Origin of the sequence: Deinococcus murrayi DSM 11303, assembly GCF_000482805.1 — a bacterium.
In the GTDB taxonomy this organism is placed as follows: domain Bacteria; phylum Deinococcota; class Deinococci; order Deinococcales; family Deinococcaceae; genus Deinococcus; species Deinococcus murrayi.
On sequence record NZ_AXWT01000001.1, the window covers coordinates 241,566 to 265,451 of the forward strand.

The window sequence follows — 23,886 nt, forward strand, 5'->3', positions numbered from 1 at the left end:
CGTCGCCCCCCTCACGCCCGCCCCCGCGACCCCCGTGCTACGCTCGCAGGCGTGACCGCGCCCGCACCCCTTTCCGTCCCGCACCGCGTTCAGAACGACTTGCAGCGGCCTGAGCTGCGGGCCGAGGGCCTGCGCAAAAGCTACGGGCGGCGAGCGGTCGTGCGCGGGGCTGACTTTGTGGTGCGGCCCGGCGAGATTGTCGCCCTTTTTGGGCCAAACGGGGCAGGCAAGACAACCACCTTCTACATGCTGGTGGGTTTTATCCGCCCCGGCGGGGGCCGAATCCTGCTGGGGGACCGTGACGTGACCCGGCTCCCGATGCACGAGCGGGCGCGGCTGGGGCTGGGCTACCTCCCGCAGGAACCCAGCGCCTTTCGCAAGCTCACCGCGCGGGACAACCTGCTCGCCATCCTCGAATACCAGGGCCTCTCCCGCGCCGAGCAGGAAGCCCGTGCCGACGCGCTCTTGGCCGAGTTCGGGCTGACGGCCCTCGCCGGCAACCCCGCCTACCAGCTCTCCGGCGGCGAGCGGCGGCGATTGGAACTCGCCCGCGCACTCACCACCGACCCCGATTACCTCCTCCTCGACGAGCCGTTTACTGGGGTGGACCCCAAGAGCATCCGCGAGATTCAGCGCCTGATTCGCGAGCTGCGCGACCGCCGGGGCATCGGGGTCTTTATCACCGACCACAATGTCCGCGAGACGATTGCCCTGACCGACCGCGTCTACCTGATGTTTGACGGGGAGGTCAAGTTCAGCGGTACCCCCCAGGAGTTTGGAGCCGACGAGGACGCCCGCCGCCACTACCTCGGCGACGACTTCGAGCTGTGAGGATGGGAGGCTGAGGGCGCGTGCTGTGGCTGTTTTTGCCCTTTGTGGTGCTGCTGTCGGGCGTGGTCGCGTACTCGGCAGACACCATCGCCCGCAAGGTGGGGCGCAAGCACCTGCGCCTCTTCGGACTGCGGCCCAAGACGACCGCGCTGGTGGTCGCGGTGCTGGCGGGCATGGGCATCAGCGCGGCGAGCTTGGGGGCTTTCCTGCTCCTCAACCGCTCGGCGGTGAACACCATCGCGCAGGCCGATCAGCTCCGGCCCCAAATCAATGCGCTGCGGGGGGAAGTGATCCGGGTGCAGGCCGACCTGCGAGCTGCCGGGCGCGAGCGCGACGAGGCGCGGCGCGAGGCGGCGGCCCTCCAGCAGGAGCGGGCGCAGGTGCAAGCCAGCCTGGAACAGGTCCAGGCCGCACTGAGGACCGCTCAGCAGGCCCGCGACGCCGCCCAAGCTGACCGTGACCGCGCCCAGGAGCAGGCCCGCGCCCTGCAAGGGCGGGTGGCCGAACTCACCCAACTCGCCCGTACCCTGGAAGCCCGTGCGCAGGAGAGCCGCGCCGCTTTAAAGGCCTCCGAGGCCCAGCTCGCCGACAGCCGCGAACGTGCCCGCGCCCTGAATGCCCAGGTGGAGGCGCTCAGCAGCGACGTCGCCGCCCTCGACCGCCGCGCCGCCCGCGCCGAGACCACCGCTGAGGCCGCCCAGCAGCGCGCCGAGGCCGCGCAGTCGCGGGTGACGGCCCTGAACCGTCAGGTTCAGGCGCTGGAGGCCGCCCGCCAAGAGGTCGTGGCCCAGCGCGACGCGGCCACCCGCGAACGCGACGCGGCCCGCCAAGCCCGCGCCGCCGCCGAAGCGGGCCGCGCCCAGGCCGAGGCGGCCCGTGTCCAGGCAGGGCAGGCCCGCGACCGCCTCGCCGCCGAGCGCCGCGCCCTGCTTGCCGCCCGCGACCGCCTGGAGGCCGAACGCGACGCCGCCGCCCGCGCACGGGACGCCGCGGTGCAGGCCAGAGCTATGGCGGTGGCGGCCCGCGACGCGGCCACCCGCCAGCGCGACGAGGTGGCCGCCGAGCGTGACCGCCTCGCCCGCGAGCGCGACGCGGCGGCTCGCGAACGCGACGCCCTGGCCGCCGAGCGTGCTCGGTTGGTGGCCGAGCGCGACGCGGCGGCCCGCGAACTCGCCAGCCTCCGCACCCAGCAAGAGGAGCTGCGGGCCGCCAACGAGACGCTGGGCCGCGACCTCGCCAGCGCCCGCAGCAGCCTAGGCCGCCTGCAAGATGAGTTTTCCAGCGCCCGCGACGAACTCAGCGCCAGCCGCAGCGCTGACCTCGCCTATCCCAAAAATGACCTGGTGTACGCGGCGGTCGTGCCGGGCGTGCGCAACCTCGACGCCTTTCTTCAGAGCGCGGCGGCGGCGGCGGCAAACCGGGGGGCCAAGGGCACGCCGCCCGCTCGCCTCAACGCGGCGGCCCGCGAGCGCCTAGAAATCAGCCTGCGGGGGCTGAACGCGAGCGCCTTCGTGCAGTGCCGGGCAGCGAACAACACGGCGGTGGGCTTTCCGGTCGACCTGACCTGCACGGCCCGCCCGAACAACGTCCTGTACCGGGGCGGCCAGACCATCCGCCGGGCCACCATCACCCTGGGTGACCCCCGCACCGTCCAAAACCAGATTCAGGAGCTGGTGCAGGACACGGTCATTCACCTCACGACCCGTGGCGTGCCCGCCGAATACATCACCAACGGCGGCCTGGGCGTCAACGAGTTCGTCGACCTCCTCACCCGCCTCGGCAGCCGCCCTGGCTCCAGCGCCACCGTCGCCATCGCCGCCCGCGAGGACGTGCGTCCCGGCGGGCGGGTGGACCTGTATCCGGTGCTGCCGTAGGAAGAGCAGTCAGCTTCCAGCCGCCAGCTACCAGCCGTGTGAGGCCCATCAAAAGGCCCCAGCCTGCGCCGGGGCCTTCCGCCTTGCTAGAAGCTGGCTTCTGGTCGCTGACCGCTTTCTTCAGCCCTTCACCGCCCCCGCGGTCAGCCCAGAGACGATGTTGCGTTGAAACACCAGCACCAGGATGATGAGCGGAATCGTCACAATGACCGAGGCCGCCATCGTCAGTCCAAAGGGACTCTCGTACTGAGAGGCTCCGGTGAAGTTGGCGATGGCGGGCGGCACCGTCGCCGCCGAAGCGTCGGTCGTAAAAGTGAGCGCAAAGAGAAACTCGTTCCAGGCGTTGATAAAGGCGAGCAGCCCTGTCGTGACGAGAGCCGGGGTCATCACCGGAAGCAGCACTCGGAAGAGCGTTTGCAGCGGCGAGGCACCGTCCACGTAGGCCGCTTCCTCCAGCTCGGTAGGAATCTCACGGACAAAGGCGGTCAGTGTCCAGACTGTAAAAGGCAGCGTGAAAATCATGTACGACAGAATCAGTCCGCCCCAGGAGTTATAGAGGCCGAAGGTCTTAATCATGGTGTACAGTCCCGACAAAACCGCAATCTGCGGAAAAACACTGACCGCCAGAATGAGGTACATCAGGATGGTCTTGCCCCGAAAGCGGAACTTGCCCAGGGCGTAGGCCGCCAGCACCGAGAGCAGCAGGCTCAGGACCACGGTACCCGTTGCCACGACCACACTGTTGAGCAGGTTGCGGCCAAAGGGTGCCCCCGTAAAGACGTCCCGGAAGTTCTGGAAGCTGGGAGCACCGGGAAACCATTGCAGGGCCTCTGCCGAAAGCCGGGCCGAACTCGTCAGGCTGGTCTTGATCGCCCAGTAAAAGGGGAAGAGTACGTAGAACAGCACGACCGCCACAACCAGCCAAAAGAACACCAGGGTGACGGTACGGACCACGGGATTTTTCGAGTTCATGCCTTCACCCCCCTCAGTCGAACTTGACCCGCAGGCTGGTCACGTAAATCGCCGTAAAGACCATGATGATCAGGAAGATCAGCACGCTGATGGCGCTACCAAAGCCAAACTGTGAGTTCAGAATCAGCTCCTGGCGAGCATAGATGCTCATCGTAATCGTCTCTGGAGCGTTTCCCTTCACGATGTAGGGCATGTCAAAGACCCGCAGGGCGTCCAGCGTGCGGAAAATGAGCGCCACCAAGAGAGCAGGCGTCAGCAGCGGCAGGGTGAGCCGCCAAAACTGGGTCCACTTGCTGGCCCCGTCTACGTCGGCGGCCTCATACATATCGCTGGGAATGGTTTGGAGGCCCGCGAGCAGCAGCAGCGCCATAAAGGGGGTCGTCTTCCAGACGTCCACCGCAATCAGAGCTGCGAGGGCTGTGTCGGGGTTACTCAGGAAAGATTGCCCCGCTTCCAGAAAGCCCAGGCGCTGGCCCCAGTCCGAGATGATGCCGAAGGAGTCGTTGTACATCCAATTCCACATCTGGGCGCTCACGACGGTCGGAATCGCCCAGGGCACCAGAATGGCCGTGCGCAACAGGCCCCGGCCCCGAATCTTGGAGTTGATCATGAGCGCAAAAGCCAGTCCCAACACGGTTTCGAGCAGCACGCTGCCCACGGTGAACTTGACGGTATTCCACACCGACTGCCACCACTCCGGGATTTGCAGCACCCCCAGGCCCACCCCGTCTTCGGTCGTGAACCAGTAGTTGCCCAGGCCAATCCATTTCGGGGCAGGGTCGGTCAGGATGTTGTACTCGGTAAAGGAGAGGTAAATCGTCCGCAGCAGCGGGTACCCGGCGACCGCGGCCAGCACGAGCAGCATGGGCACCAGCAGCAGCAGGGCCACGCGCGTGCGGCCCGCTTGGAGGCCCCGGCCCGCACGCGGGGAGGCCGCCCTGGGCTGGGAGGGAAGGGGGGTGGTCATGGTAGAGACACCTCGCGCAACAGAACAAGGGGCGGGAGACGGAGGTGAGAAAAGGGTGCCCCGTGACTGGGGGCACCCGGAGTCCGGGGGCGGCAGGTCTTGCGGCACCGCCCGCGCGGGTCTTACCAGCCGCGGCCCTTGATGCGGTTGAGCTGAGCTTCGAGGGTCTTCATGGCCGGGCCAGGAGCGCTCTTTTTGGTGAGCACGTTGTAGACGGCGGTGCTAAAGGCGTCGCTGACCTGATTGTACTTGCTGCCCGTGACGGTCGCGGGGCGGGCCACCGCGTTCGTAAAGACGTCGTACAGGCTGCCGAAGAAGGGCACCGCTTTGAGGACGTCCTTGTCCTTATAGAGGGAAGCGATGGTGGGGTTGTAGCTGGCTTCCACCGCGCGGCGCTTTTGCTCCTGCACGCCCGTGAGGTACTGCACCAGGCTGGCGGCTTCCTTGGGGTTTTTGGAGTAGGCGTTCACGGCGAGCTGCCAGCCGCCCAGGGTCGCGGCGGGCTTGCCACCGGGGCCAGCAGGGAGGGCCGCCACGCCAATCTTGCCGCGCACCGCGCTGCCCTCTTGCTGCCCGGCGGCGTAAGCGTAGGGCCAGTTGCGCATAAAGGCTGCGTTGCCCGCCTGCCACACGTTGCGGGCTTCTTCCTCGCCGTAGGTCGTCACGGCTTGCGGGGCCACCGTGCCCACCAGCCCCTGAATCGCTTGCAGGGCCTGCACCGCCTTGGGGTTGTTGATCGTTACCTTGCCGCTGGAATCCACGATGGTGCCGCCGCCAAAGGAGGCAATCCACTCCAGCGCGTCGCAGGTGAGGCCCTCATAGTTCTTGCCCTGAAAGACGAAGCCCACGAAGCGGGGGTTGGTCTTGCGCTCGCCCGCCTGGATTTTCTGGGCCATCGTCGCCAGCTCGTTCCAGGTCTTGGGTGGGGCGCTGTAACCGTATTTTTTCAGGAGGTCGGTGCGGTAGTACAGCACGCCCGCATCCGTGAAAAAGGGCATGCCCACCAACTTGCCGTTAATCGTGTTGTTCTGAACGATGGCCGGGAAGTGCCGGTTGATGTCAGCGGCGGGAATGTACTTCTTGAGGTCCAGCAGGTGCTGACCAATCAGCCCCGGCCACACCACGTCAATCATGTACACGTCCACGTCTGCCGAGCGGGCACCGAGCTGCTGCTGGTACAGGGCGAGGCGCTGGTCGGTTTCCTTGGGCACCTGGATGAGGCGAACCGTGTTTCCGGTCTGTTTGGCCCAGGCATCCGCCCCCTTCTTGCACTCGTTGTAGCCCTGGCCCACCGAGTCACAGGCGAAGGTGAGGGTCACAGCCTCACTCTGCGAGACGGCGGCGCAAGCGAGGGTCAGGCTGAGGCTGGCAAGCACTCGTTTCATGGGTCTCCCTTCGCTGCCCGGAACCTCGCGCGGTTCCTCCCCATCTGGTGGCCCCTCCTCCCTCTTAGGAAGCGGTTCCAGGGCAGTCGTTGTCGGTGCTCTGAAGGCTACTGCCCTGAGCGGGGGGGTGTCAATCGCTCGCCCGCGGCGTGGGCAAAAGGGCGCCGGGAACCTTTGCGGGCTGAGGCGCATACCTGACAAGTCCCGTCGGCGGCTCGGTTCGGGGGGCCAAAGGGTCTTTGCTAAACTGACCTGTTTCAGGCCCCCGGCGCGCCCCTGGGGTCTGAGCCACCTGGCCCTCCGCCCTTCTCTTTAGCTCTTTTTTCGTATCTCTCCCGCACGTCCGAGTTCCGGCGGTGGGTCTTTGCTCTCCCCAGCCCCCCGCCCCGGTTTCCTCGGCGACACAGGAGTCCGCATGGCAGAACCCACCAGAGCACGCGCCCGCACCAAGGTTTCCGCGCCCGCCGCTCCGGCCCCGGAGGGCACCGATACGGCGGCCCCCGCCGCCGCCCGCCCCCCCAAGCCCCGCCGAGCGGCCAAGCCCAAAGCGGCGGCCCCCGCGCCGGAGGCTGAGGCCCCCGCACCCACCGCCAAAGCCGCCCCCAAAAAGGCGGCGACCCGCAAAAAGGCCGCTCCCGCGCCGGAGATGGCCCCCGCCGAGCCTGCCGAGAGCGCTTCTGCGGCAGCAGCTCCCGCCCCGCGCAAGGCGGCCAAAGCTCCGGCAACGAGCAAGGCCGCGCCCGCCCCCAAGAACGCGGCCATCGCCGTGCCCGCCGACAAGCCGTACTACGCCCATCCCTCCATTCAGGAACTGCTGAAAGTGGGCAAGGCGGCAGGCGTCCTCACGAGCGAGGAGATTGCGGCGGCTCTGTCGGTGGCCCTCGAAGCGGCGGGCCTCGACCCAGAGAGCGCCGAGGCCTTTGAAGACATGCAACTCTTCCTCGCCTCCCAGCAGATTGAGGTGCAAGACGAGGGCGAGGACGAAGACGACGACCTCGACGAGGACACGGATGGCCCGGTTGTGGCCGCCGCTGCCGATGCCGACGACGAAGAGCGGTACTTCGACGACATGCCCCGCGCGGTCTCCAACGACCCGGTGCGGCAGTACCTCCACGAGATTGGCCGGGTGCCCCTGCTGACCCTCGAAGAAGAAATCGCCCTGGCCCGCCGCATCGAGGAGGGTGAAGAAGCCCGCAAGCGGCTGGAAGAAGAGGGCGACCTGCTCGACGACCGGGGCCGCCGCCGCCTGATGCGCCAGATGGAAGACGGGGCCGCCGCCCGCCAAGGGCTGATTGAGGCCAACCTGCGCCTGGTGGTGTCCATCGCCAAGAAGTACACCGGGCGTGGCCTGGGCTTCCTCGACCTCATTCAGGAGGGCAACCAGGGCCTGATTCGCGCCGTCGAGAAGTTCGAGTACCGCCGCCGCTACAAGTTCAGCACCTACGCGACCTGGTGGATTCGGCAAGCGATCAACCGCGCCATCGCGGACCAAGCCCGGACCATCCGCATCCCGGTCCACATGGTCGAGACCATCAACAAGCTGACCCGCACCGCCCGGCAGCTTCAGCAGGAACTCAGCCGCGAGGCCACCTACGAGGAAATCGCCGAGGCGATGGGTCCCGGCTGGGACGCCAACAAGGTCGAGGAAGTGCAGAAAGTCTCCCAGGAACCCGTCAGCCTGGAAACCCCCATTGGCGACGAAAAGGACTCCTTTTACGGCGACTTCATCCCCGACGAGAACCTCGATTCCCCGGTTGACAACGCCGCCAAAACCCTGCTCTCGGAAGAGCTGGAAAAGGCCCTTTCCAAGCTCACCGAGCGCGAAGCGATGGTCCTGAAGTTCCGCAAGGGGCTGGTCGATGGCCGCGAACACACCCTGGAAGAAGTTGGCCAGCGCTTTAACGTGACCCGCGAGCGCATCCGTCAGATTGAAAACAAGGCCCTGCGCAAGCTCAAGTACCACGAAAGCCGCACCCGCAAGCTGCGCGACTTCTTGGATTGAGCCGCGCACACCGAGGGCGTGAACACGGGGCGGTTCCTGCGGGAGCCGCCCCGCCTTTTTCAGCTTTTTCAGGCCCTAAACCCCGCACCCACAGCACGAAGACGCCTGCCGGGGGGGCAAGCGTCCTGGACGGCGGAAAGCTCAGAGCTGCAGCTTCAGGCGTCGCCCTGCACCGCGCTTGGCCCATTGCCCTTCGCTTTGGCCCGGTCTTGCAAGAGGCTCAGCAGGTTGACCCCGGTCGCGTTCTCGACCTGCTCGACCATTCCGATGATGTTGGCGGGGAGGGTCTGCACGGCGTTTCTCGTCGCCTGGCCGTTGCCAGAGTCAATCACGGTGAGCTTGTCAATCTGCATGCCCTGAACGGAGGCGGCAAACTGCTCCACGATGCCGGGCAGCATGTTGAGCACGTAGGCCCGCTCGCCCTCCGGCCCGGCTTGCCGGAACGCTTCCACCATCAGGGCGACGGCCTGGGCCTTGGCACGGCCTTCCTCGATGATGGGGGCGGCGGCGGCCTGCGCCGCGAGCAGCTCGGCTTCGCGCCGGGCGCGGGCGGGGGCTATCACGTCGGCTTCGAGGCGCTTTTGGTTGAGCAGCACCCGCTCTTGCTCTAGCTCCTGCTCGGCAATCACGCGGGCGCGTTCGGCATTGACCTTGGCCTCGTTTTCGCGGGCGGCGGCAATCGCTTCGAGTTCGGCGCGGCGCACCCGCAGCTCGTTTTCGCGCTCCAAGATGACCTGCTGCGCGGCCGTCTGGGCCACCTGCGCCCGCTGGCGGGCTTGGGCTTCGACCTCGGCAGCCTCAGCGTTTTGCTGAGCTTCGACCATGCGGGCTTGGCGCTGGGCCTCGGCGCGGCGCTGGCGCAGGGCGGCTTCCAGGGCCGCTTGCTCCTGCTCAAAGTTCTGCTGAGCGCGGACCTTGGCGAGTTCAGCCTCGACCGCCGCCTCGTTTTGCCGGGCCTGCTGAATGGCGCTCAGTTCGGTGCGGCGCACTTCTAACTTGTTCTGCTCTTCAATGATGGCCTGTTGGCTGATGGCCTGCGCGACCTGACTGCGCTGCTGTGCCTGCGCCTCGGCCTGGGTCGCTTCAGCGTTGCGCTCAGCCTCGGCGATGCGCGCTTCCTTGAGGACCTCGGCGGTCTTGCGGCGACCGATGGAATCGAGGTAGCCGCCCATGTCGGTCACGTTCTGAATCTTGAGGGTGTCGAGCTTGATGCCGAGGTTATTGGTGTCGTGCTCGGCCTCCTCGATGAGGGCTTCTGCAAAGCGCAGGCGGTCCTCGTTGATTTCTTCGGGAGTCAGGGTCGCGACGACCCCGCGCAAGTTGCCCTCCAGGGTGTCGCGGACGATGCTGGTCAGGTTTTCACGCGGCACGTCCAAAAAGCGCTCGATGGCGTTGGAAAGCTGCGGCTCCTGCGCGTTGATTTTCACGTTGGCGACGGCATGAATCTTGAGCGGAATGCCGCCCTTGGAGTAGGCGTTCTCGATGGAGAGGTCGAGGGGGATGGTCGTGAGGTCCATCCAGGACACCTTTTCCAGCACCGGGATGCGAAAGGCCCGCCCCCCCCGAATGACCCGGTAACCCACCGTGTCGCCCTCTGCGGTGCGGCGGCTGCGGCCCGAAATCACCAGGACGCGGTTGGGCGGCACCACGATGAGGAAGCTCTTGAGGAGCGCCAGGACCAGAAAGATGCCCAGAAGAATGAGAAACGCGGTCACGAGGGTCGCAGTCATGAGAAGCTCCTTTGCCCAAGAGACTAAATCGTGAGAGAGGGTCAGGAGTCGCGCCCGTCCCAGGCCCCCACGTCGAGAACGCCGCCCCGGACGCCCAGGACGATGATGGAATCTCCGGCCCGCAGGGGGTCAGCGCTGCGGGCGAGGGCGTGCTCAATCTGTCCGGCCACCGTGACGGCCACTTTGCCGGGGCGACCGGGCGCGGGCGGCACCAAAACCTTGCCCGTGCGCCCGGTAAGTCGCCCCGCGCCGCTGCTCACCTCGCCCCGCGTGCGGGCCAGCCGAAAGGCAAAGGAGGTAAAGGCCCCCACCGCCAGCCCGGTCACCAGGGCCATGACGAGCCGCCCGGCTCCGCCGAGGCCCAGCAGCCCCGCCACCGTGCCCGCCAGCCCGAAAAACGCCGCAAAGCTGACCACCGAGCGCAGCGAGAACCATGAGGCCAGGTCGCCCGTCTCCGGGTGCTCCCCCCCCGGCGCATCAGCGTCGTGCCCGCCCACGAGCGAGAGCAGCAGCAGCCCGCCCCCCACAATCAGGCTCAGCAGATAGAAATCCATGTCTTAGGGTCGCCTCCTCGCCTTACGGTACGCGGGGCGGGAGGCGGGGGTTGCTGGAAAGCAGTCAGCGGTCAGCACCAGCAGCCTTCGCTTCAGCTTTGGCCGGAGTTTTTGTAGACAGCTAACGGCTGACCGCTGACTGCTCACTACCCCCTACGGCATCAGCCGCTCTACGCGCCACCCTTGCCCCTCCCGTGCGTAGCGGAAGCGGTCGTGCATGCGGTTGCGGCGGCCCTGCCAGAACTCCCACTCAGCGACGACCACCCGGTAGCCGCCCCAAGAGTCCGGCTTGGGAACGGGCGTGCCCTGGGGGTAGCGGGCCTGCAGCTCGGCAAAGCGGGCTTCCAGCGCCTCCCGGTGGGCGATGGGCGCACTTTGCGGGTTGCTGGCATGGGCGGCGAGCTGGCTGAGGTAGGGCCGGGCGTGAAAGTAAGCCGTGCTCTCGGCCTCCGAGACGCGCTCGACCCGGCCATACGCCCGCACTTGGCGCTCGTGCTCGGCCCAGTGAAACAGCACTTCCGCCTGCGGGTTGGCCGCGAGGTCGCGGCCCTTGTGCGAGTCGTAGTTGGTGTAAAAGGTCAGGCCCCGCTCATCTGCCCCGCGCAGCAGCACGGTCCGCACCGAGGGCCGCCCCCCAGCGTCAGCCGTGGCGAGGCTCAGGGCATACGGCTCGCGCAGCCCGGCGGCGATGGCTTCTTCGAGCCAGCCCCGGAACTGGAGGAGAGGGTCGGGGTTCAGGTCGGCGCGGCGCAGCTCGGCGCGGGTGTACGACAGGCGCAGTCCGGTGAGGTCGGTCATGCGGGGGCCTCCATTCGCGGGGGCTGGCACACGGGGCAGAAGTGAGTGCCGCGCCCCGCGAGAACGGTTTTCTGAATGGGCGTCCCGCAGCGGGGACAGGGCTTCCCGGTCTGCCCGTACACGGCGTGGCGGGTCTGAAAGGCCCCCGGCTCGCCGTCGTGCTGGCGATAGTTGCCCGCGCCGCTCCCCAGCGAACTGCCGCCCGCCTCGACCGCCTCACGCATCACGTCGCGCACGGCGTGGTAGAGGCGAGCTGCCTCCTCTGGGGTCAGGCGCGCCCGCGCGGGATGCAGGCCAGCCCGCCACAGGCTCTCGTCGGCATAGATGTTGCCCACACCGCTTACGGGCTTTTGCGAAAGGAGCCAGGGCTTCACCGCCCCCGCCCTGGCCGCCTGCCGCACAAACTCCTCTTCCCGGAAGTCTTCCGAGAGCGGCTCCGGTCCCATTCCTAGCAGGGTGGGCATCCCGGTGTACACCCCCCGCGGCACGACCGCCATCTTGCCGAAGCGCCGGGGGTCGTGGAAGTACAGGGTCCCCGCGTCGGTCGTGAGGGTCACGCGGGTGTGCGGTCCCTCCTCCAGCCGGAAGCCCCCGGTCATGCCGAGGTGCACGACGAAATCATGTTCCTCGCCGCCCGCTTCCCCTGCCGCGAGGTGCAGCAGCAGGTACTTGCCCCGGCGCGAGAGGGCGCTCACCCGCCGCCCGTGCGCGAGCCACGTGTCGCGGTAGCGGTGCGGCGCGTCATGCGTCACAGAGAGGATGGTGCGCCCAGCAAGCAGCGGCTCCAGCTTGCGGCGCGTGGTCTCCACCTCAGGGAGTTCGGGCATAGGGCGAGGATAGCGGCCCGGCAGGGAGCACACCGGAGCGGTTCTTCCCTATTCTATTCTGCCCCCCATGCCGACGCTGCTGCTTACGGGCTTTGAGCCGTTTCACACCCACCCGGTCAATCCCAGCGCCGAGGCCGCAGACGCGCTCGACGGGCTGGAGCTGGGCGGGGTGCGGGTGCGCTCGGCCCTGCTGCCTGTCGAACCCCACGCGGCGGCGCAGGCACTACGCGGCCTGCTGGCCACCCACCCACCAGACGCCGTGCTGCTGAGCGGCCTCGCGGCGGGCCGCCCGCAGGTCACGCTGGAGCGGGTGGCCGTCAATGTGATGGACTTCCGCATCCCCGACAACGCCGGACGGACCTACCGCGACGCCCCCGCCTGCGCGGAAGCCGGAGCACCCACCGCTTACCTCTCCACCCTTCCGCTGCGGCCCATCCTCGCGGCGTGGCGGGAGGCCGGGATTCCGGGCGATATCAGCAACACGGCGGGGTTGTACGTCTGCAACTTCGTGATGTACCACGCGCTGCACCACCTCGCGCAGCAGGGACGCGCCCACGTCCCCTGCGGGTTCCTGCATGTCCCCGCCAATGCCGCTGTCGCCCTCGCCGTGCCGGAGGACCGCCCGGCCCTCCCCTACCTGCCGCAAAGCGAAATCACGCGGGCGGTGCGGGGGGCGGCGGAAGTGCTCGCGGGCCACCTGAACTAGGGGCTACGGAAAAGGCGCTTTCCCCGGCACCCAGCCGCCCCCCGGCCCGCCCGCCCAGTGCCACTCACCCGGCCCGGCGGGCTTGCGGGCCAACGCCCGCGCCACCGCCGCCAGGGGCACCCGGCGGGCAAAGCGGGTGCGGGCGTGCCACTGCGCGAGGGCGCGGGCCGGGTCGCTGGGGCGCAGGCCCCGCAGGGCGGCGTCTGCCCGGTTGACGGCCAGGTCAAAGAGGGCCGGGGGCACCGCTCCGGTGGGGGCAGGGGGGTCCGCGCCGGGCGGATTCAGGAAGGGAGGGTCGTCGGCAGACACGGGGCCAGCCTCCCTAGGGCTTCATGCGGTGCAGTTCCACGACGTAGCGGGCGAGTTCCGGCGGGGACGCCACCTCGCGGGCCAGCGCCACGCGGGCTTCGAGCATGGAGAGGTCAAAGGGGTCCACCCGCAGCAGTTCGTTTATCAGCAGTAGGGCGCGGCGCAGGTCGCCGGCCTCGCGGGCCTGGGCGATGCGGGAGCGCAGCTCCATGGTGAGCAGCAGCCGCAGTTCTTCGCGGACCTCCTCGGCCCACTCGCTTTCCATCCGCAAGCCCGCCAAAAAGGGGCCGCGGTAGAGCGCCAGCGCCCCCGCGAGGTCGCCCGCCGCGAGCGCCGAGCGCAGCTCGGTCACGTCGAGGTGCACGTGCACGTCTGGTCCCAGGCTATAGCGCGGCTGCTTGGCGCTGCCCTCCATGCGGATGACCTCGGCCCCCAGCCGCACCCGCAGCTCGCGAAATACCGCTCGGAAATAGTCTCCCGCCGTTTTGGGGTCGCGGTCGGGATAGAGGGTCGCTTCCAGCTCGCGCCGAGTTCGGCCCGGATGCAGGGCGAGGTAGACCAGCGTGAGCACTCCTCCTTCCAAGCTGAGGGTGATGGTTTCTCCCTCGCGCTCGATTTCTGAGCGGCCCAGCGTATAGACCCGCAGGTGCAGCGACCCAGAGACGGGGACCTCGCTGCCGGGCACATTGAGTTTGTCCAGCACGAGCTGCGTGTCCGAAGCGAGGTCGGGGTGAAGCAGCGCCCGCTGCACGAGGTTGGCGAGTTCGTGCAGGTCGGGGCGGTAGAGCATGCGGTCGCGGGCCGCAATCAGGGCGGTGAGCGCCTCACGGAAGGTCCGCAAGCTCTGTTCGGCCCCTCCCAGCGCCGCTTGCGCTTCGGCGAGGTGCAACAGCGCCCGGATACGCTGGCCTTCGCCCAACGTCTGCGACTCCAGTGCCCGCGCCAGGTGCTCGGCGGCCTGCGCGTGGTGCTGCCGCCGCCGCAGCAGAATGCCCCGCGTCATCGTCACCGCCGGGTGCGTCGCGTCCGGCGCGAGGTCGAGCAAAACCTCCAGCGCCCGCGCATGCTGCCCCTGACGGCTGTGCAGGTCCGCCATCCGCGTCGCCGTCCAGGTCAGCAGCTCAAAATCTTGGGAGTGACGGGTTCTCTCGACGATGCCCCGCAACGCCTGCAACGTTTGCAGGTGGGCGGCGTGGTCCCTGGTGAGGTGGTGCAAGACGGCTTCGACCGCCAGCAAGTACGCTTTGGGCGTCAGCGCGTCCGTTTGCGTCAGCAACTCCCTTGCCTCGTCGATGGTCTGCTTGGCCCCCTTAAAATCCCCCGTGAGCACCTGCACGTTCGCCAACCCGGTCAGGGCGGAGAGGCGGGCGATGGGCGTCCGGTCGGTGGGCAAGAGACGCAGCGCTTCTTGGTAGAGGTGCTGTGCCCGCAGGACTTCGCCCGTCTGCACCAGCATCTGCGCCACCGTCTGCGTGACCCGCCCGATGCGTTCGTCGTCGCCCAGGGCCATATAGCCGCGCCAGGCGCGCTCGCAGCGCTCCATGCCCTCAGCCATGCGCCCCGACTGGAACTCTGCGGTGCCCCACCACCGCTGTGCCCGCAGCGCCAACTCGCCCGTCAGACCAGGCGTGATGGCAGCAAAGTGGCGGATGGCTTCGGAAAAACGTCCCAGAAGCCGCAGGACATTCCCGTACTCGACGCGGGCTTCTTCGTCGCCCTGCTCCATCGCCCGCATTAGGGGAAGTTCGGCCTGCTGGAAGCGCCCACTGCCCTGATAAGCCATCCCCAACAGCCGCCATTCCTCCGGAGTCGCCGGAGGGCGCTCGGTTAAGAAAGTAACCACCGCATCATACCGCCCGGCATCGAACTGGGCTTGGAGGTCTGCGAACTGCTCCACATCTGGGGTCATCAGCTGGGGTTACAATACCCCCATGCCGAAAAAAATGATGAAGGTGGTGGCCTTGTTCGCCGCGCTGAGTGTCGCCTTCGATCACGCTGGCGGAGCAGTGAACGACTACGGCATCTTCCAGCAACCTTCTCAGGCCCAGGGGGGCGGGGTCAACGATTACGGCATTTTCGGCAAGTAAGACTCGCTCCACACTGAGGGACGCGCCCCACCCCAGAGGCGTCCCTGTTGTTTGGCTTGGCGTTTCCGCCCCGCTCAGCCGGAGTGCCGCGCCTCGGCAAAGGCACGCTGGGCGCTGAAGTCGCCGGGGAGCTTTTCGTAGACACCGGCGGCATTCAGCTCCCAGGAACCGCGCCTATCGGCCCATTCGGTGGCCAGCAGGCGCAGGAGGTGGTCGCGGTGGTGGGGGTCGAGGACCGGGGCGATGACCTCGACGCGGCGATCGAGGTTGCGGCTCATCCAGTCGGCGCTGCCGAAGTAGACCTCCGGGTGCCCGGCATTCGCAAAGGCGAAGATGCGGGCATGCTCCAAAAAGCGCCCCAACAGGCTATGGACCCGGATATTTTCGGAGAGGCCCGGCACGCCGGGGCGCAAGCAGCACACGCCACGCACCATCAGCTCGACCCGCACCCCCGCCGCCGAAGCCCGGTAGAGCGCCTCAATCATGCCGGGGTCGGTGAGCGAATTCACCTTGACCCGCACCCACGCATCCTGCCCAGCTTCCGCGTGGGCGATTTCGCGGGCTATCAGGGCCACCAGACCCGCGCGGGCGGTGTCGGGAGCGACGAGGAGGTGGGTGTAAGTGGCTTCGGCGTACCCGGTGAGGTGGTTAAACAGCTCGGACACGTCGGCCCCCAGCCCCGGATGAGCGGTGAGCAGGCTGAGGTCGGTGTACAGCCGGGCGGTCTTGGGGTTGTAGTTTCCGGTGCCGATGTGGACATAACGGCGCAGGCCACCCTCCTCGCGGCGCACCACCAGGGCCACCTTGCCGTGGGTTTTGAGGCCCACGACCCCGTACACAACGTGAGCGCCCGCCCGCTCCAGCTTCCGCGCCCAGGAGATGTTGCGCTGCTCGTCAAAGCGGGCCTTGAGTTCAATCAGGGCGACGACCTGCTTGCCGTTCTCGGCGGCCTTGCGCAGCGCCCCCAGGAGGCGGGGGTCATCCCCGGTGCGGTAGAGGGTCTGTTTGATGGCGAGGACCTGCGGGTCAGCGGCGGCCTCCTCCAGGAAGGTGAGCACTCCCTCAAACCCGTCGTAGGGATGGTGCAGCAGAACGTCGCGCTCCCGCAGCACGTCGAAGATGCCGCCTTCTTCCTCGTCCCCCAGGTCCGGCACCGCGGGGGCGTGGGGCGCAAAGGCAAGGTCGGGGCGGGTCACGGGCAAGTTCATCAGGTCGGCGGTGCCCAGCGGGCCTTCCAGGCGGAAGATGTCTTCAGGGGCGAGCCGCAGCCGCTCCTGGAGAAAGGTCACCAGCGGAGCGGGCATTCCCTGCCCCACCTCCAGCCGCACCGCCGCCCCAAAGCGCCGCCGCCGCAAGCCGTCCTCGATGGTCGCGAGGAGGTCTTCGGCTTCTTCCTCCTCAAACTCGTAGTCGGTGTTGCGGGTGACCCGGAAGGGATAGGCCGCGAGCACGGTGCGGCCCTTGAACAGCTCGCCCAGGTGCGCGGCAATCACGTCCTCCAGCAGCACCAGCCGTTCTCCTACGGCCACCACCCGCGGCAGCACCCCGACGGGCACCTTGACCCGTGCAAAGTCCGGTTCTTCACCCTCGCCCGCTTCCAGCAGCACGGCGAGGTTGAGGCTGAGGTTGCTCAGGTAGGGAAAGGGATGGCTGGGGTCCACGACGAGCGGGGTCAGCACCGGCTGAATCTCCGAAAGGTAACGCTCGCGCAGGGCCGCCCGCGCCCGCTTGCCCAGGTCCGCGATGCGCGAAAAGCGCACGCCCTTGCGGGCGAGGTCATCGAGGGTGCGCCGGGCCGCTCGCTCAATCTGGCGCAGCATCTCGTGGGTGCGCGCCCGCACCAGGTCTAGGGTCTGCCGGGGCAGCAGTCCATCGGGGCCGGGGGTTTGCACGCCCGCCGCAATCTGGCGGTGGACGCCCGCCACGCGCACCATAAAAAACTCGTCGAGGTTGCTGCCGCAAATCGCCGCGTAGCGCAAGCGCTCTAGAGGCGGGTTGCGCTCGTCCCGCGCCTCGGCGAGCACCCGCGCATTAAAGGCCAGCCACGACAGCTCGCGGTTGAGAAAAGCGCTGTCCGGGTTGGCGACCGTGCTGAAGGTCTGCCCGCTGTCCTCCGGCTCCCGGCGAGCAGGGCGGCGGCGAGGGCGGGCGGGGGCAGGGCCTTCAGTTACGGAGCGGGAGGCAGACACAGCGGGAGACCTCAAAGCAGTGGGAGTGGGGGGACAAAGAGGCGAGCACCCCAGCACGTGGGGGGCTGTCGTCCTCCCCATTCTCTCAGATGAAATGTCAGCGGCGCAGCCAGGGAACGTGCGGGGGCACCGTCACGCCCGCTTGAACAGCAGCGCCGCGTTCTGCCCGCCAAAGGCGAAGGAGTTGCTCAGGGCGTACTCGACCTGGACCTCCCGCGCCCCCTCTGGAATGTAATCGAGGTCGAGCAGGGGGTCGGGGTCGGTGAGGTTGATGGTGGGGGGCAGAATGCCGTCATGAAGGGCCTGCGCGACCGCGATGGCCTCTACCGCGCCCGCTGCACCCAGCAAGTGCCCAGTCATGGACTTGGTGGAGCTGACGGCCAACGCGTGCGCGTGGGCACCGAAGACCGCCTTGATGGCCTGCGTCTCGTGCAGGTCGTTGAAATGGGTGCTGGTGCCGTGGGCGTTGATATAGCCCACCTCACCAGGGTTCACGCCCGCCGTGGCGAGGGCCATGCGCATGGCAACCTGCGCTCCGCGTCCTTCCGGGGCCGGAAGGGTGATGTGGTGCGCGTCGGCGCTGGTGCCGTAGCCCACGATTTCGGCATAGATGGTCGCTCCCCTGGCCTTGGCCTGCTCGTACTCCTCCAGAACCAGCACGCCCGCCCCCTCGCCCAGCACGAAGCCGTCGCGAGAGGCGGAAAAGGGTCGGCTGGCCTCCTGCGGGGCGTCATTGCGGGTCGAGAGGGCCTTCATGTTGGAAAAGCCCCCGATCGCGATGGGCGTGACTGCCGCCTCGGTGCCGCCCGCGAGCATGACGTCCGCGAGGCCGAGCTGGATGTAGCGGGCCGCGTCCCCGACCGACCCCGTGCCCGTCGCGCAGGCGGTGACGACCGTACTGCTGGGGCCAGTCGCCCCGTAGCGCATGGCGACGTGTCCGGTCGCCATGTTGGCAATCATCATCGGGATAAACAGCGGGCTGATGCGCCCCGGCCCCCGCGTCCGCAAGACATTGGCCTGCTCCTCGAAGGTCTTGACCCCGCCGATGCCCGACCCAATCACCGCGCCCGTGCGCTCGCCGCGCAGCTCGTCTTCCGAAAGCCCGCTGTCGCGCACGGCGAGTTCTGCCGCCGCGAGCGCGAGCTGCACGTAGCGGTCGAGCTTGCGAGCTTCCCTGGGGTCCACCCAGGCCGAGAGGTCATCTTTGACCTCGCCCGCAATCTTGCTGGGCACGTCTGCTGGGTCAAAGTGGGTGATGGGGCCAACGCCGCTTTTGCCCTCCCGCTGCGCCCCGGCAAAAGCCTGCGCCCCCGTGCCGATGGGCGTTACAGGGCCGAGTCCGGTAATCGCCACGCGCCTGAGTCCACTCACGCTCATGTTTGCTCCTGGGTCAAGGGAGGGGGCCGGGGAGTCAGGCCACGGTTTCCCGCCAGCCCCCCCGGCCCCCGCTGTCCTGAAGGGTTACTGCTGCGAACCGATGTAATCGACGGCGGCCTGCACCGTGCGAATCTTCTCGGCGTCCTCGTCGCTGATGGTGATGCCGAAGCGGTCTTCCAGACCCATAATCAGCTCGACCGTCTCCAAGCTGTCCGCACCGAGGTCCTCGACGAATCGGGCTTCGGGGGTCACCTTGTCCGCGTCTACGCCGAGTTTCTCGACGATGACGGCTTTCACATCTTCAAATGTCGCCATTGACTCTTCCTCCTTCGCTGAAGTCTGCGCCAGTGTACACGGGCGGCCCGCCCACACCGACTTGACTGGACGGGGTTCAACCTCTCCCCCACCCCGCATCAGTGCGGGTACAGCCCGCCGTCGACCCCGATGACCTGCCCGGTGACGTATCCGGCGGCTTCGGAGGCCAAAAAGGTGACGAGCGCGGCGACCTCCTCGGCCCTGCCGAAGCGCCCCAGCGGGATGCTGCCCAGATAGGTGCGCTGGACTTCGGCGGGCAACGCCGCCGTCATGTCCGACTCGATAAAGCCCGGCGCGACCGCGTTCACGGTGATGCCGCGTCCGCCGTATTCCTTGGCGAGGGCTTTGGTCAGCCCAATGAGGCCTGCCTTGCTCGCGACGTAGTTGGCTTGGCCGGGGTTGCCCATCAGCCCGACCACCGAAGCGACATTGATGATGCGCCCCGCCCGCGCCCGCATCATGTGCTTGAGGGCGGCGCGGCTGGCCGCAAAGGCGCTGCTGAGGTTGGTGTCGATGACGGCCTGCCAGTCCTCGTCTTTCATGCGGACGGCGAGGCCGTCGCGGGTGATGCCCGCGTTGTTGACGAGCACGTCGAGGCGGCCCATCTGCGCGATGACCGTCTCGACGAGGGTACCCGCGTGAGCCGGGGCCGAGAGGTCGGCCCCGAACACCTGCGCGGGCACACCGAGGGCACGAATCTCCGCAGCCACCTGCTCGGCTTCGGCTTGGTTACGGCCATAGTGGACGGCCACGCCGTAGCCTGCCTGGGCGAGCGAAAGGGCCATCGCGCGGCCCAGGCCCCGGCTCGAGCCGGTCACGAGGGCGATGTTGTGGGGGTGGGGTTCGGTCATGGAAATCCTTGCAGAAAAAGCCGCCCGCCGCCAGCATCCAGCGGCCAGCCGGGAAGATTTAGAGCTGAGCGCTGGCCGCTGGAAGCGGAAAACCGCGCACCTGCTCGGCGGTGCCGACGTTCAAGGTTCGGGCACCCGGCAGGATGCGCTCCACCAGCCCGGTGAGGACCGTGCCGGGGCCGAACTCGACGAAGACCTCGGCCCCGGCATCGGCGAGCGCCCGAATCGTCTCGACCCAGCGCACGCTTCCGGTGACCTGACGAGCGAGGAGGTCAGGCAGGGCGGCGGGGTCGGTGTTGGCCTCAGCCGTGACGTTGGCATAGACCGGAAAGGCGAGCGGCCCGAAGGCGGCAGCGCGCAGGGCTGGCGTCAGGCCCTCCCGCGCCGGGGCCATCAGGTCGCAGTGAAAGGGGGCACTCACCCTGAGGGGGATGACCTTGAGGCCCCGCGCCTTCAGCTCGGCGGCGGCGGCGTCCACGGCGGCCTTTTCGCCAGAGATGACGGTCTGGGTCGGCGCGTTGTAGTTGGCGGGCTGCACCACACCGGGGGTCGCGGCGCACACCTCGCGCACCACGTCAGGGTCACCCATGACCGCGCTCATGGCCCCGGTCCCGACGGGCACGGCGGCCTGCATCAGCTCGCCCCGCCTGCGGGTGAGGCGCAGGGCGTCCGCGAGGTCCAGCGCTCCGGCGGCCACCAGCGCCGAATACTCGCCCAGCGAGTGCCCGGCGGCAAAGGCCGGGGTAAGGCCCGTCTGCGCCTGCCACGCCCGAAACGCGGCGACGGACGCCGCCACCAGCGCGGGTTGCTGGTTGGCCGTGAGGGTGAGGTCTTCGAGCGGCCCCGCTTCCATCAGCCCGCGCAGGCCGGGCAGGGTGGCCTCCGCCTGGGCATAAACCGCTCCAGCCTCGGCGAAGGCGGCGGCGAGGTCTACGCCCATGCCGACCGCGTGCGAACCTTGGCCCGGAAAGAGCGCCGCTATTCTCACGCGCTCACCTCGGCGGGGGCGGCGGCGGCGCGTGCCCCCAGGCTGGGTGCGCCGCCCCACCAGCGCATCGTTCCGGCGGCCCAGCTCAGGCCGCCGCCAAAGGCGACGAGGAGGAGCTGCTGGCCGTCCCGAATGCGCCCGTCGTCGAGCGCCTCGCGCAGGGCGAGCGGCACGGTCGCGCTCGACGTGTTGCCGTAGCGGTCCACGTTCACGACCGTCCGCGACATGGGCACCCCGAAGCGCTCGTTGGCGGCCTCGATGATGCGGATGTTGGCCTGGTGCGGGATGACCCAGTCTACGTCACCGCTCTGCAAGCCGGTCTTGGCGAGCACCTCGTTGCCGCTGTCGCCGAGCACACGCACCGCGAACTTGAAAACCTCGCGGCCATTCATGCCCACTGTCTCCCCCATCTCGAAGCCGCCGGGCAGCCGGGGGGCGGCGCAGCGCAGGTAGAGGCTCGGTCCTCCGGCACCGTCGGCCCCCAGCACGAACTCCTGAAAGCCGTACCCCTCAGGCACCGGCCCCACGACCGCCGCGCCCGCCCCGTCGCCAAAGAGAATCGCCGTGTTGCGGTCCGTCTGGTCCACGATTTTGGAGAGGGCCTCGGCCCCCACCACGAGCACCCGCCGCGCGGTGCCCGCCAAGACCAACCCCTGCGCCACGCTGAGGCCATACACGAAGCCGCTGCACGCGGTGGAAAGGTCGAAGGCGGCGGCCCCGGTCAGGCCCACCTGCATGGCGATGAGGGCGGCGGTCGACGGCATCAGCGCGTCGGGGCTGACGGTCGCGCACACCACGGCGTCCACCTCGCGCAGGGCTTCCGGGTCCCGCGAGAGCAGGTCGCGCACGGCGGCCACTCCCAGGTCAGAGGTGTACTCGTCCGCCTCTGCAAAGCGGCGCTCCCGAATCCCCGTGCGGCTCTCTATCCACTCGGCGCTGGTGTCGAGCCGCGCCTCGAACTCGGCATTCGTGACCACCCGCGCCGGAGCGTAGGCCCCCAACGCCGTGATGCCCACGCTCCGGCGGTGGGGAGACCCCCCAGATGCACTCGTCATGGGCCGACGCTAGCATTCCTTGAACAGCCGTTCAATGAATCGAGTTCAGAGTTGGCAGCCTGGGAGAGGAAAGCGAGACCAACAGGGGGGAGGGGCACGCCCCATCCTGACGTGCCCCTCCCCCGCCGCCTCCGCGTGCAGAGGTTATTCAGCTTTCTCGGCCTGCTCGGTGCCGGTCTGCTCAGTGCTGACCTGGCCTTCGTCGGCCTGGGTGCCCTCAGCATCCGCAGCTTCACGCTGAGCATTTTCGGTCTGTTCGCCCTGGCTTTGCGCCTCGCTCGCCGTCAGGGTGGCGAGGGCCTGCTGTAGGGCACGCTCGCGGACCATGCTGATGTAGTAGGCGTTCAGGCCGTTCGGTCCCAACTGGCTCTGGAGCTGCTGGGGGGTCAGGCCGTTGGCCTGCGCGAGCGCGGTCATCGCCCGGCTGAAGTCGGCGTCGCTGACCTGCACGTTCAGGTCTTCGGCGAGCTTCTCCAGGGCGAGGTCACGCCGAACGCGGCTTTCGGCATTCTTGGCGAGGTCGGCCAGGAACTCGTCCAGCTTGCCCTGCTCCTGCATAAAGGCCTCGTACTCGCCCCATTTCACGCCCTGGCGGCTGAGGTCGTCTTTGATTTCTTCGAGCATCGCGTCGCGGCGACGGTCAAGCAGGGCCTGCGGAATCTCGACCTGCATCCCGGAGACGAGGTGCCCGGTGAACTCCTCGCGGCGAGCGGCCTCCCCCTCCTGCCGGGCGCGGCGCTCCAGCTCCGCCCGGAGGTCGGTGCGCAGGCGCTCCAGCGACTCGAAGTTCAGCGACTTGGCAAAGTCGTCGTTCAGCTCCTGAAGCTGCTTGGTCTGCACGCCCTGCACCCGCACGCGGACGGTGTGCTCCGGGTGCTCTTGGTCGCCGTGGCTGTGGGCGGGCACAGTAATCTCGACCTCGTCGCCGACATTCTTGCCGACCAGGGCGTCACGCACGTGGGCTTCGGCGACATCGAGGTAGACGGGGTAGGAGCCGCCTTCCCCCTCGCCCAGCTCTTCGATGGTGACCTGGTCGGTCGGCTCGATGGGACGCTCCACCGTCTGGAAGGTCGCGTTGCGCTCCTGGAGGTCGGCGAGGGTGCGCTCCAGGACCTCGTCGGTGATTTCAGGAGCCGACGCCGTGAGCTGCACCCCTTTCCAGTCGGCCAGGGTGACTTCGGGGTAGGTCTCGCCGCGCACCGTGAAGGTGAAGCTCTGGCCGCTCTGCAGGGGACCGGGGTCAATCTGGGCGTCGACGAGGTTGAGCTTCAGCTCACGGGCGGCCTGCGGATAGTGGACCTGGAGCAGACGGTCACGGACTTCCTGCTCGACGTAGCCCTTGCCCACGCGACTTTCCAGGACCTTGCGGGGGGCCTTGCCAGGACGGAAGCCGGGCACCCGCACGTCGCGCGCGAGGCCTGCCCACACCTGTTCGTAGGCGCGGTTGACGTCCGCTGCGGGCACCGCCACCTGAAACTGCACTTTGTTGCCTTCTTTGCTGATCAGCTCTGCCATAGGTCTCCCTGTTCTGGCCGCCCTCCCCCCATGTGCCCGGCGTGCCCGCCGGAAAAAAAGGGGGGGGGGCGGGGTCCTCGTGCGCCCGCGTGCATTCCCGGCGTCCCACGAGGAGCGGGACACGCCGTCCAGGCACGCGACATGCCGCCGCGCATCATAGAGCCTGAGGCCCCGTCCGTGCGAGGGCGGACCAAAGAGGGTGCCAGGGTCGCGGACTGCACCTGACCGGGAAGCGTATGGTGGGCGCGTGCTCCTCGACCCGCTGAACCGGCCCCTGCGTGACCTGCGCCTCAGCGTGACCGACCGCTGCAACCTGCGCTGCACGTACTGCATGCCCGCCGAGGTCTTCGGGCCGGACTATCCCTTTTTGCCGCGAGAAGCGCTCCTGACCTTCGAGGAACTCGAACGCCTGGCCCGCGTCTTCGTCGGGCTGGGGGTGCGCAAGGTGCGCCTGACCGGGGGCGAGCCACTGCTGCGGCGGGACCTGCCGGAGCTGGTGGGCCGCCTCGCGGCGCTGGAGGGGGTCGAAGACCTCGCCCTGACGACCAACGGGC

General features: G+C 68.3%; 22 protein-coding genes. 6 read left to right on the forward strand and 16 right to left on the reverse strand.

Annotated features, from left to right (window positions below; all coding sequences use genetic code 11):
* The first annotated feature begins 51 nt into the window (after positions 1–51).
* Both lptB and H565_RS13920 read left to right on the forward strand, forming a co-directional pair.
* Positions 52–831: an LPS export ABC transporter ATP-binding protein gene (lptB, locus tag H565_RS0101200; RefSeq protein WP_245576141.1), complete on the forward strand. Its 780-nt coding sequence runs from the start codon at positions 52–54 to the stop codon at positions 829–831.
* A gap of 20 nt (positions 832–851) precedes the next feature.
* Positions 852–2,705, forward strand: coding sequence for a DUF3084 domain-containing protein (locus H565_RS13920; protein WP_034407888.1), 1,854 nt, complete (start codon positions 852–854; stop codon positions 2,703–2,705).
* Between the two features lie 120 nt (positions 2,706–2,825).
* Here H565_RS13920 and H565_RS0101220 read toward each other — a convergent pair whose 3' ends face one another.
* The 3 genes from H565_RS0101220 to H565_RS0101230 form a co-directional block, all read right to left on the reverse strand.
* Positions 2,826–3,677, reverse strand: a complete 852-nt coding sequence (locus H565_RS0101220; RefSeq protein WP_051363345.1) for a carbohydrate ABC transporter permease — start codon at positions 3,675–3,677, stop codon at positions 2,826–2,828.
* Positions 3,678–3,690: 13 nt separating this feature from the next.
* Positions 3,691–4,644 (reverse strand): carbohydrate ABC transporter permease, encoded by a 954-nt coding sequence (locus H565_RS0101225; protein ID WP_027459431.1) that lies wholly within the window; start codon positions 4,642–4,644, stop codon positions 3,691–3,693.
* Between the two features lie 122 nt (positions 4,645–4,766).
* Positions 4,767–6,029: an ABC transporter substrate-binding protein gene (locus H565_RS0101230; protein WP_027459432.1), complete on the reverse strand. Its 1,263-nt coding sequence runs from the start codon at positions 6,027–6,029 to the stop codon at positions 4,767–4,769.
* A 415-nt stretch (positions 6,030–6,444) separates the two neighbouring features.
* On the opposite strand from H565_RS0101230, the gene rpoD reads away from it, so the two are divergent.
* On the forward strand, positions 6,445–8,031 hold the full coding sequence (gene rpoD, locus H565_RS0101235) for an RNA polymerase sigma factor RpoD (protein WP_027459433.1): 1,587 nt from the start codon (positions 6,445–6,447) through the stop codon (positions 8,029–8,031).
* Between the two features lie 155 nt (positions 8,032–8,186).
* Here the strand turns inward: rpoD and H565_RS13925 are convergent, their stop codons facing one another.
* From H565_RS13925 to H565_RS0101255, 4 genes are all read right to left on the reverse strand, one after another.
* Complete coding sequence (locus H565_RS13925; RefSeq protein ID WP_034407892.1) at positions 8,187–9,761, reverse strand: flotillin family protein; 1,575 nt, start codon at positions 9,759–9,761, stop codon at positions 8,187–8,189.
* Positions 9,762–9,802: 41 nt separating this feature from the next.
* The gene (locus tag H565_RS0101245; protein WP_027459434.1) at positions 9,803–10,315 is read right to left on the reverse strand and encodes an NfeD family protein; all 513 of its coding nucleotides are present in this window, start codon (positions 10,313–10,315) and stop codon (positions 9,803–9,805) included.
* A 153-nt stretch (positions 10,316–10,468) separates the two neighbouring features.
* Positions 10,469–11,113, reverse strand: coding sequence for a pyridoxamine 5'-phosphate oxidase (pdxH, locus tag H565_RS0101250; RefSeq protein ID WP_027459435.1), 645 nt, complete (start codon positions 11,111–11,113; stop codon positions 10,469–10,471).
* On the reverse strand, positions 11,110–11,940 hold the full coding sequence (locus H565_RS0101255) for a DNA-formamidopyrimidine glycosylase (protein ID WP_027459436.1): 831 nt from the start codon (positions 11,938–11,940) through the stop codon (positions 11,110–11,112). The genes pdxH and H565_RS0101255 overlap by 4 nt, the downstream gene beginning before the upstream one ends.
* Positions 11,941–12,007: 67 nt before the next feature.
* Between H565_RS0101255 and H565_RS0101260 the strand changes: the two genes are divergently transcribed.
* Positions 12,008–12,646, forward strand: coding sequence for a pyroglutamyl-peptidase I (locus H565_RS0101260; RefSeq protein ID WP_027459437.1), 639 nt, complete (start codon positions 12,008–12,010; stop codon positions 12,644–12,646).
* A gap of 3 nt (positions 12,647–12,649) precedes the next feature.
* Here H565_RS0101260 and H565_RS0101265 read toward each other — a convergent pair whose 3' ends face one another.
* Both H565_RS0101265 and H565_RS0101270 read right to left on the reverse strand, forming a co-directional pair.
* Positions 12,650–12,955, reverse strand: a complete 306-nt coding sequence (locus tag H565_RS0101265) for a hypothetical protein (RefSeq protein WP_027459438.1) — start codon at positions 12,953–12,955, stop codon at positions 12,650–12,652.
* A gap of 13 nt (positions 12,956–12,968) precedes the next feature.
* On the reverse strand, positions 12,969–14,864 hold the full coding sequence (locus H565_RS0101270; RefSeq protein ID WP_027459439.1) for an AfsR/SARP family transcriptional regulator: 1,896 nt from the start codon (positions 14,862–14,864) through the stop codon (positions 12,969–12,971).
* Positions 14,865–14,886: 22 nt separating this feature from the next.
* Between H565_RS0101270 and H565_RS16200 the strand changes: the two genes are divergently transcribed.
* Positions 14,887–15,042, forward strand: coding sequence for a hypothetical protein (locus H565_RS16200; protein ID WP_157468835.1), 156 nt, complete (start codon positions 14,887–14,889; stop codon positions 15,040–15,042).
* A gap of 74 nt (positions 15,043–15,116) precedes the next feature.
* On the opposite strand, the gene ppk1 is transcribed toward H565_RS16200, so the two are convergent.
* The 7 genes from ppk1 to tig all read right to left on the reverse strand — a co-directional run bounded on the left by ppk1 (position 15,117) and on the right by tig (position 23,332).
* A complete protein-coding gene (gene ppk1, locus H565_RS13930) occupies positions 15,117–17,312 on the reverse strand; it encodes a polyphosphate kinase 1 (RefSeq protein ID WP_084542848.1) in 2,196 nt (731 codons plus the stop codon).
* Positions 17,313–17,363: 51 nt separating this feature from the next.
* The gene (gene fabF, locus H565_RS0101285; RefSeq protein WP_027459440.1) at positions 17,364–18,608 is read right to left on the reverse strand and encodes a beta-ketoacyl-ACP synthase II; all 1,245 of its coding nucleotides are present in this window, start codon (positions 18,606–18,608) and stop codon (positions 17,364–17,366) included.
* Between the two features lie 84 nt (positions 18,609–18,692).
* A complete protein-coding gene (gene acpP / locus H565_RS0101290) occupies positions 18,693–18,923 on the reverse strand; it encodes an acyl carrier protein (RefSeq protein WP_027459441.1) in 231 nt (76 codons plus the stop codon).
* 98 nt (positions 18,924–19,021) lie between these two features.
* Positions 19,022–19,774 carry a 3-oxoacyl-[acyl-carrier-protein] reductase gene (gene fabG, locus H565_RS0101295; RefSeq protein ID WP_027459442.1) on the reverse strand — a complete coding sequence of 251 codons (753 nt, stop codon included), beginning with the start codon at positions 19,772–19,774 and terminating at the stop codon, positions 19,022–19,024.
* Positions 19,775–19,832: 58 nt separating this feature from the next.
* Positions 19,833–20,762, reverse strand: a complete 930-nt coding sequence (gene fabD, locus H565_RS0101300) for an ACP S-malonyltransferase (RefSeq protein ID WP_027459443.1) — start codon at positions 20,760–20,762, stop codon at positions 19,833–19,835.
* Positions 20,759–21,817: a beta-ketoacyl-ACP synthase III gene (locus H565_RS0101305; protein ID WP_027459444.1), complete on the reverse strand. Its 1,059-nt coding sequence runs from the start codon at positions 21,815–21,817 to the stop codon at positions 20,759–20,761. Before H565_RS0101305 ends, fabD begins: the two co-directional genes overlap by 4 nt.
* 144 nt (positions 21,818–21,961) lie before the next feature.
* Entirely contained in the window at positions 21,962–23,332 is a 1,371-nt protein-coding gene (gene tig, locus H565_RS0101310; protein WP_027459445.1) for a trigger factor, read from the reverse strand.
* Between the two features lie 247 nt (positions 23,333–23,579).
* Here tig and H565_RS0101315 point away from each other — a divergent pair.
* The coding region (locus tag H565_RS0101315) for a radical SAM protein (RefSeq protein ID WP_027459446.1) at positions 23,580–23,886 on the forward strand (307 nt) is incomplete at its 3' end.

Bases quoted from the DNA above. Each gene is read 5' to 3' on its own strand.
- H565_RS0101220 (WP_051363345.1), bottom strand. From the start codon at position 3,677: ATGAACTCGAAAAATCCCGTGGTCCGTACCGTCACCCTGGTGTTCTTT.
- H565_RS0101225 (WP_027459431.1), bottom strand. From the start codon at position 4,644: ATGACCACCCCCCTTCCCTCCCAGCCCAGGGCGGCCTCCCCGCGTGCG.
- H565_RS0101230 (WP_027459432.1), bottom strand. From the start codon at position 6,029: ATGAAACGAGTGCTTGCCAGCCTCAGCCTGACCCTCGCTTGCGCCGCC.
- rpoD (WP_027459433.1), top strand. From the start codon at position 6,445: ATGGCAGAACCCACCAGAGCACGCGCCCGCACCAAGGTTTCCGCGCCC.
- H565_RS13925 (WP_034407892.1), bottom strand. From the start codon at position 9,761: ATGACTGCGACCCTCGTGACCGCGTTTCTCATTCTTCTGGGCATCTTT.
- H565_RS0101245 (WP_027459434.1), bottom strand. From the start codon at position 10,315: ATGGATTTCTATCTGCTGAGCCTGATTGTGGGGGGCGGGCTGCTGCTG.
- pdxH (WP_027459435.1), bottom strand. From the start codon at position 11,113: ATGACCGACCTCACCGGACTGCGCCTGTCGTACACCCGCGCCGAGCTG.
- H565_RS0101255 (WP_027459436.1), bottom strand. From the start codon at position 11,940: ATGCCCGAACTCCCTGAGGTGGAGACCACGCGCCGCAAGCTGGAGCCG.
- H565_RS0101260 (WP_027459437.1), top strand. From the start codon at position 12,008: ATGCCGACGCTGCTGCTTACGGGCTTTGAGCCGTTTCACACCCACCCG.
- H565_RS0101270 (WP_027459439.1), bottom strand. From the start codon at position 14,864: ATGACCCCAGATGTGGAGCAGTTCGCAGACCTCCAAGCCCAGTTCGAT.
- H565_RS16200 (WP_157468835.1), top strand. From the start codon at position 14,887: ATGCCGAAAAAAATGATGAAGGTGGTGGCCTTGTTCGCCGCGCTGAGT.
- ppk1 (WP_084542848.1), bottom strand. From the start codon at position 17,312: ATGGGGAGGACGACAGCCCCCCACGTGCTGGGGTGCTCGCCTCTTTGT.
- fabF (WP_027459440.1), bottom strand. From the start codon at position 18,608: ATGAGCGTGAGTGGACTCAGGCGCGTGGCGATTACCGGACTCGGCCCT.
- acpP (WP_027459441.1), bottom strand. From the start codon at position 18,923: ATGGCGACATTTGAAGATGTGAAAGCCGTCATCGTCGAGAAACTCGGC.
- fabG (WP_027459442.1), bottom strand. From the start codon at position 19,774: ATGACCGAACCCCACCCCCACAACATCGCCCTCGTGACCGGCTCGAGC.
- H565_RS0101305 (WP_027459444.1), bottom strand. From the start codon at position 21,817: ATGACGAGTGCATCTGGGGGGTCTCCCCACCGCCGGAGCGTGGGCATC.
- tig (WP_027459445.1), bottom strand. From the start codon at position 23,332: ATGGCAGAGCTGATCAGCAAAGAAGGCAACAAAGTGCAGTTTCAGGTG.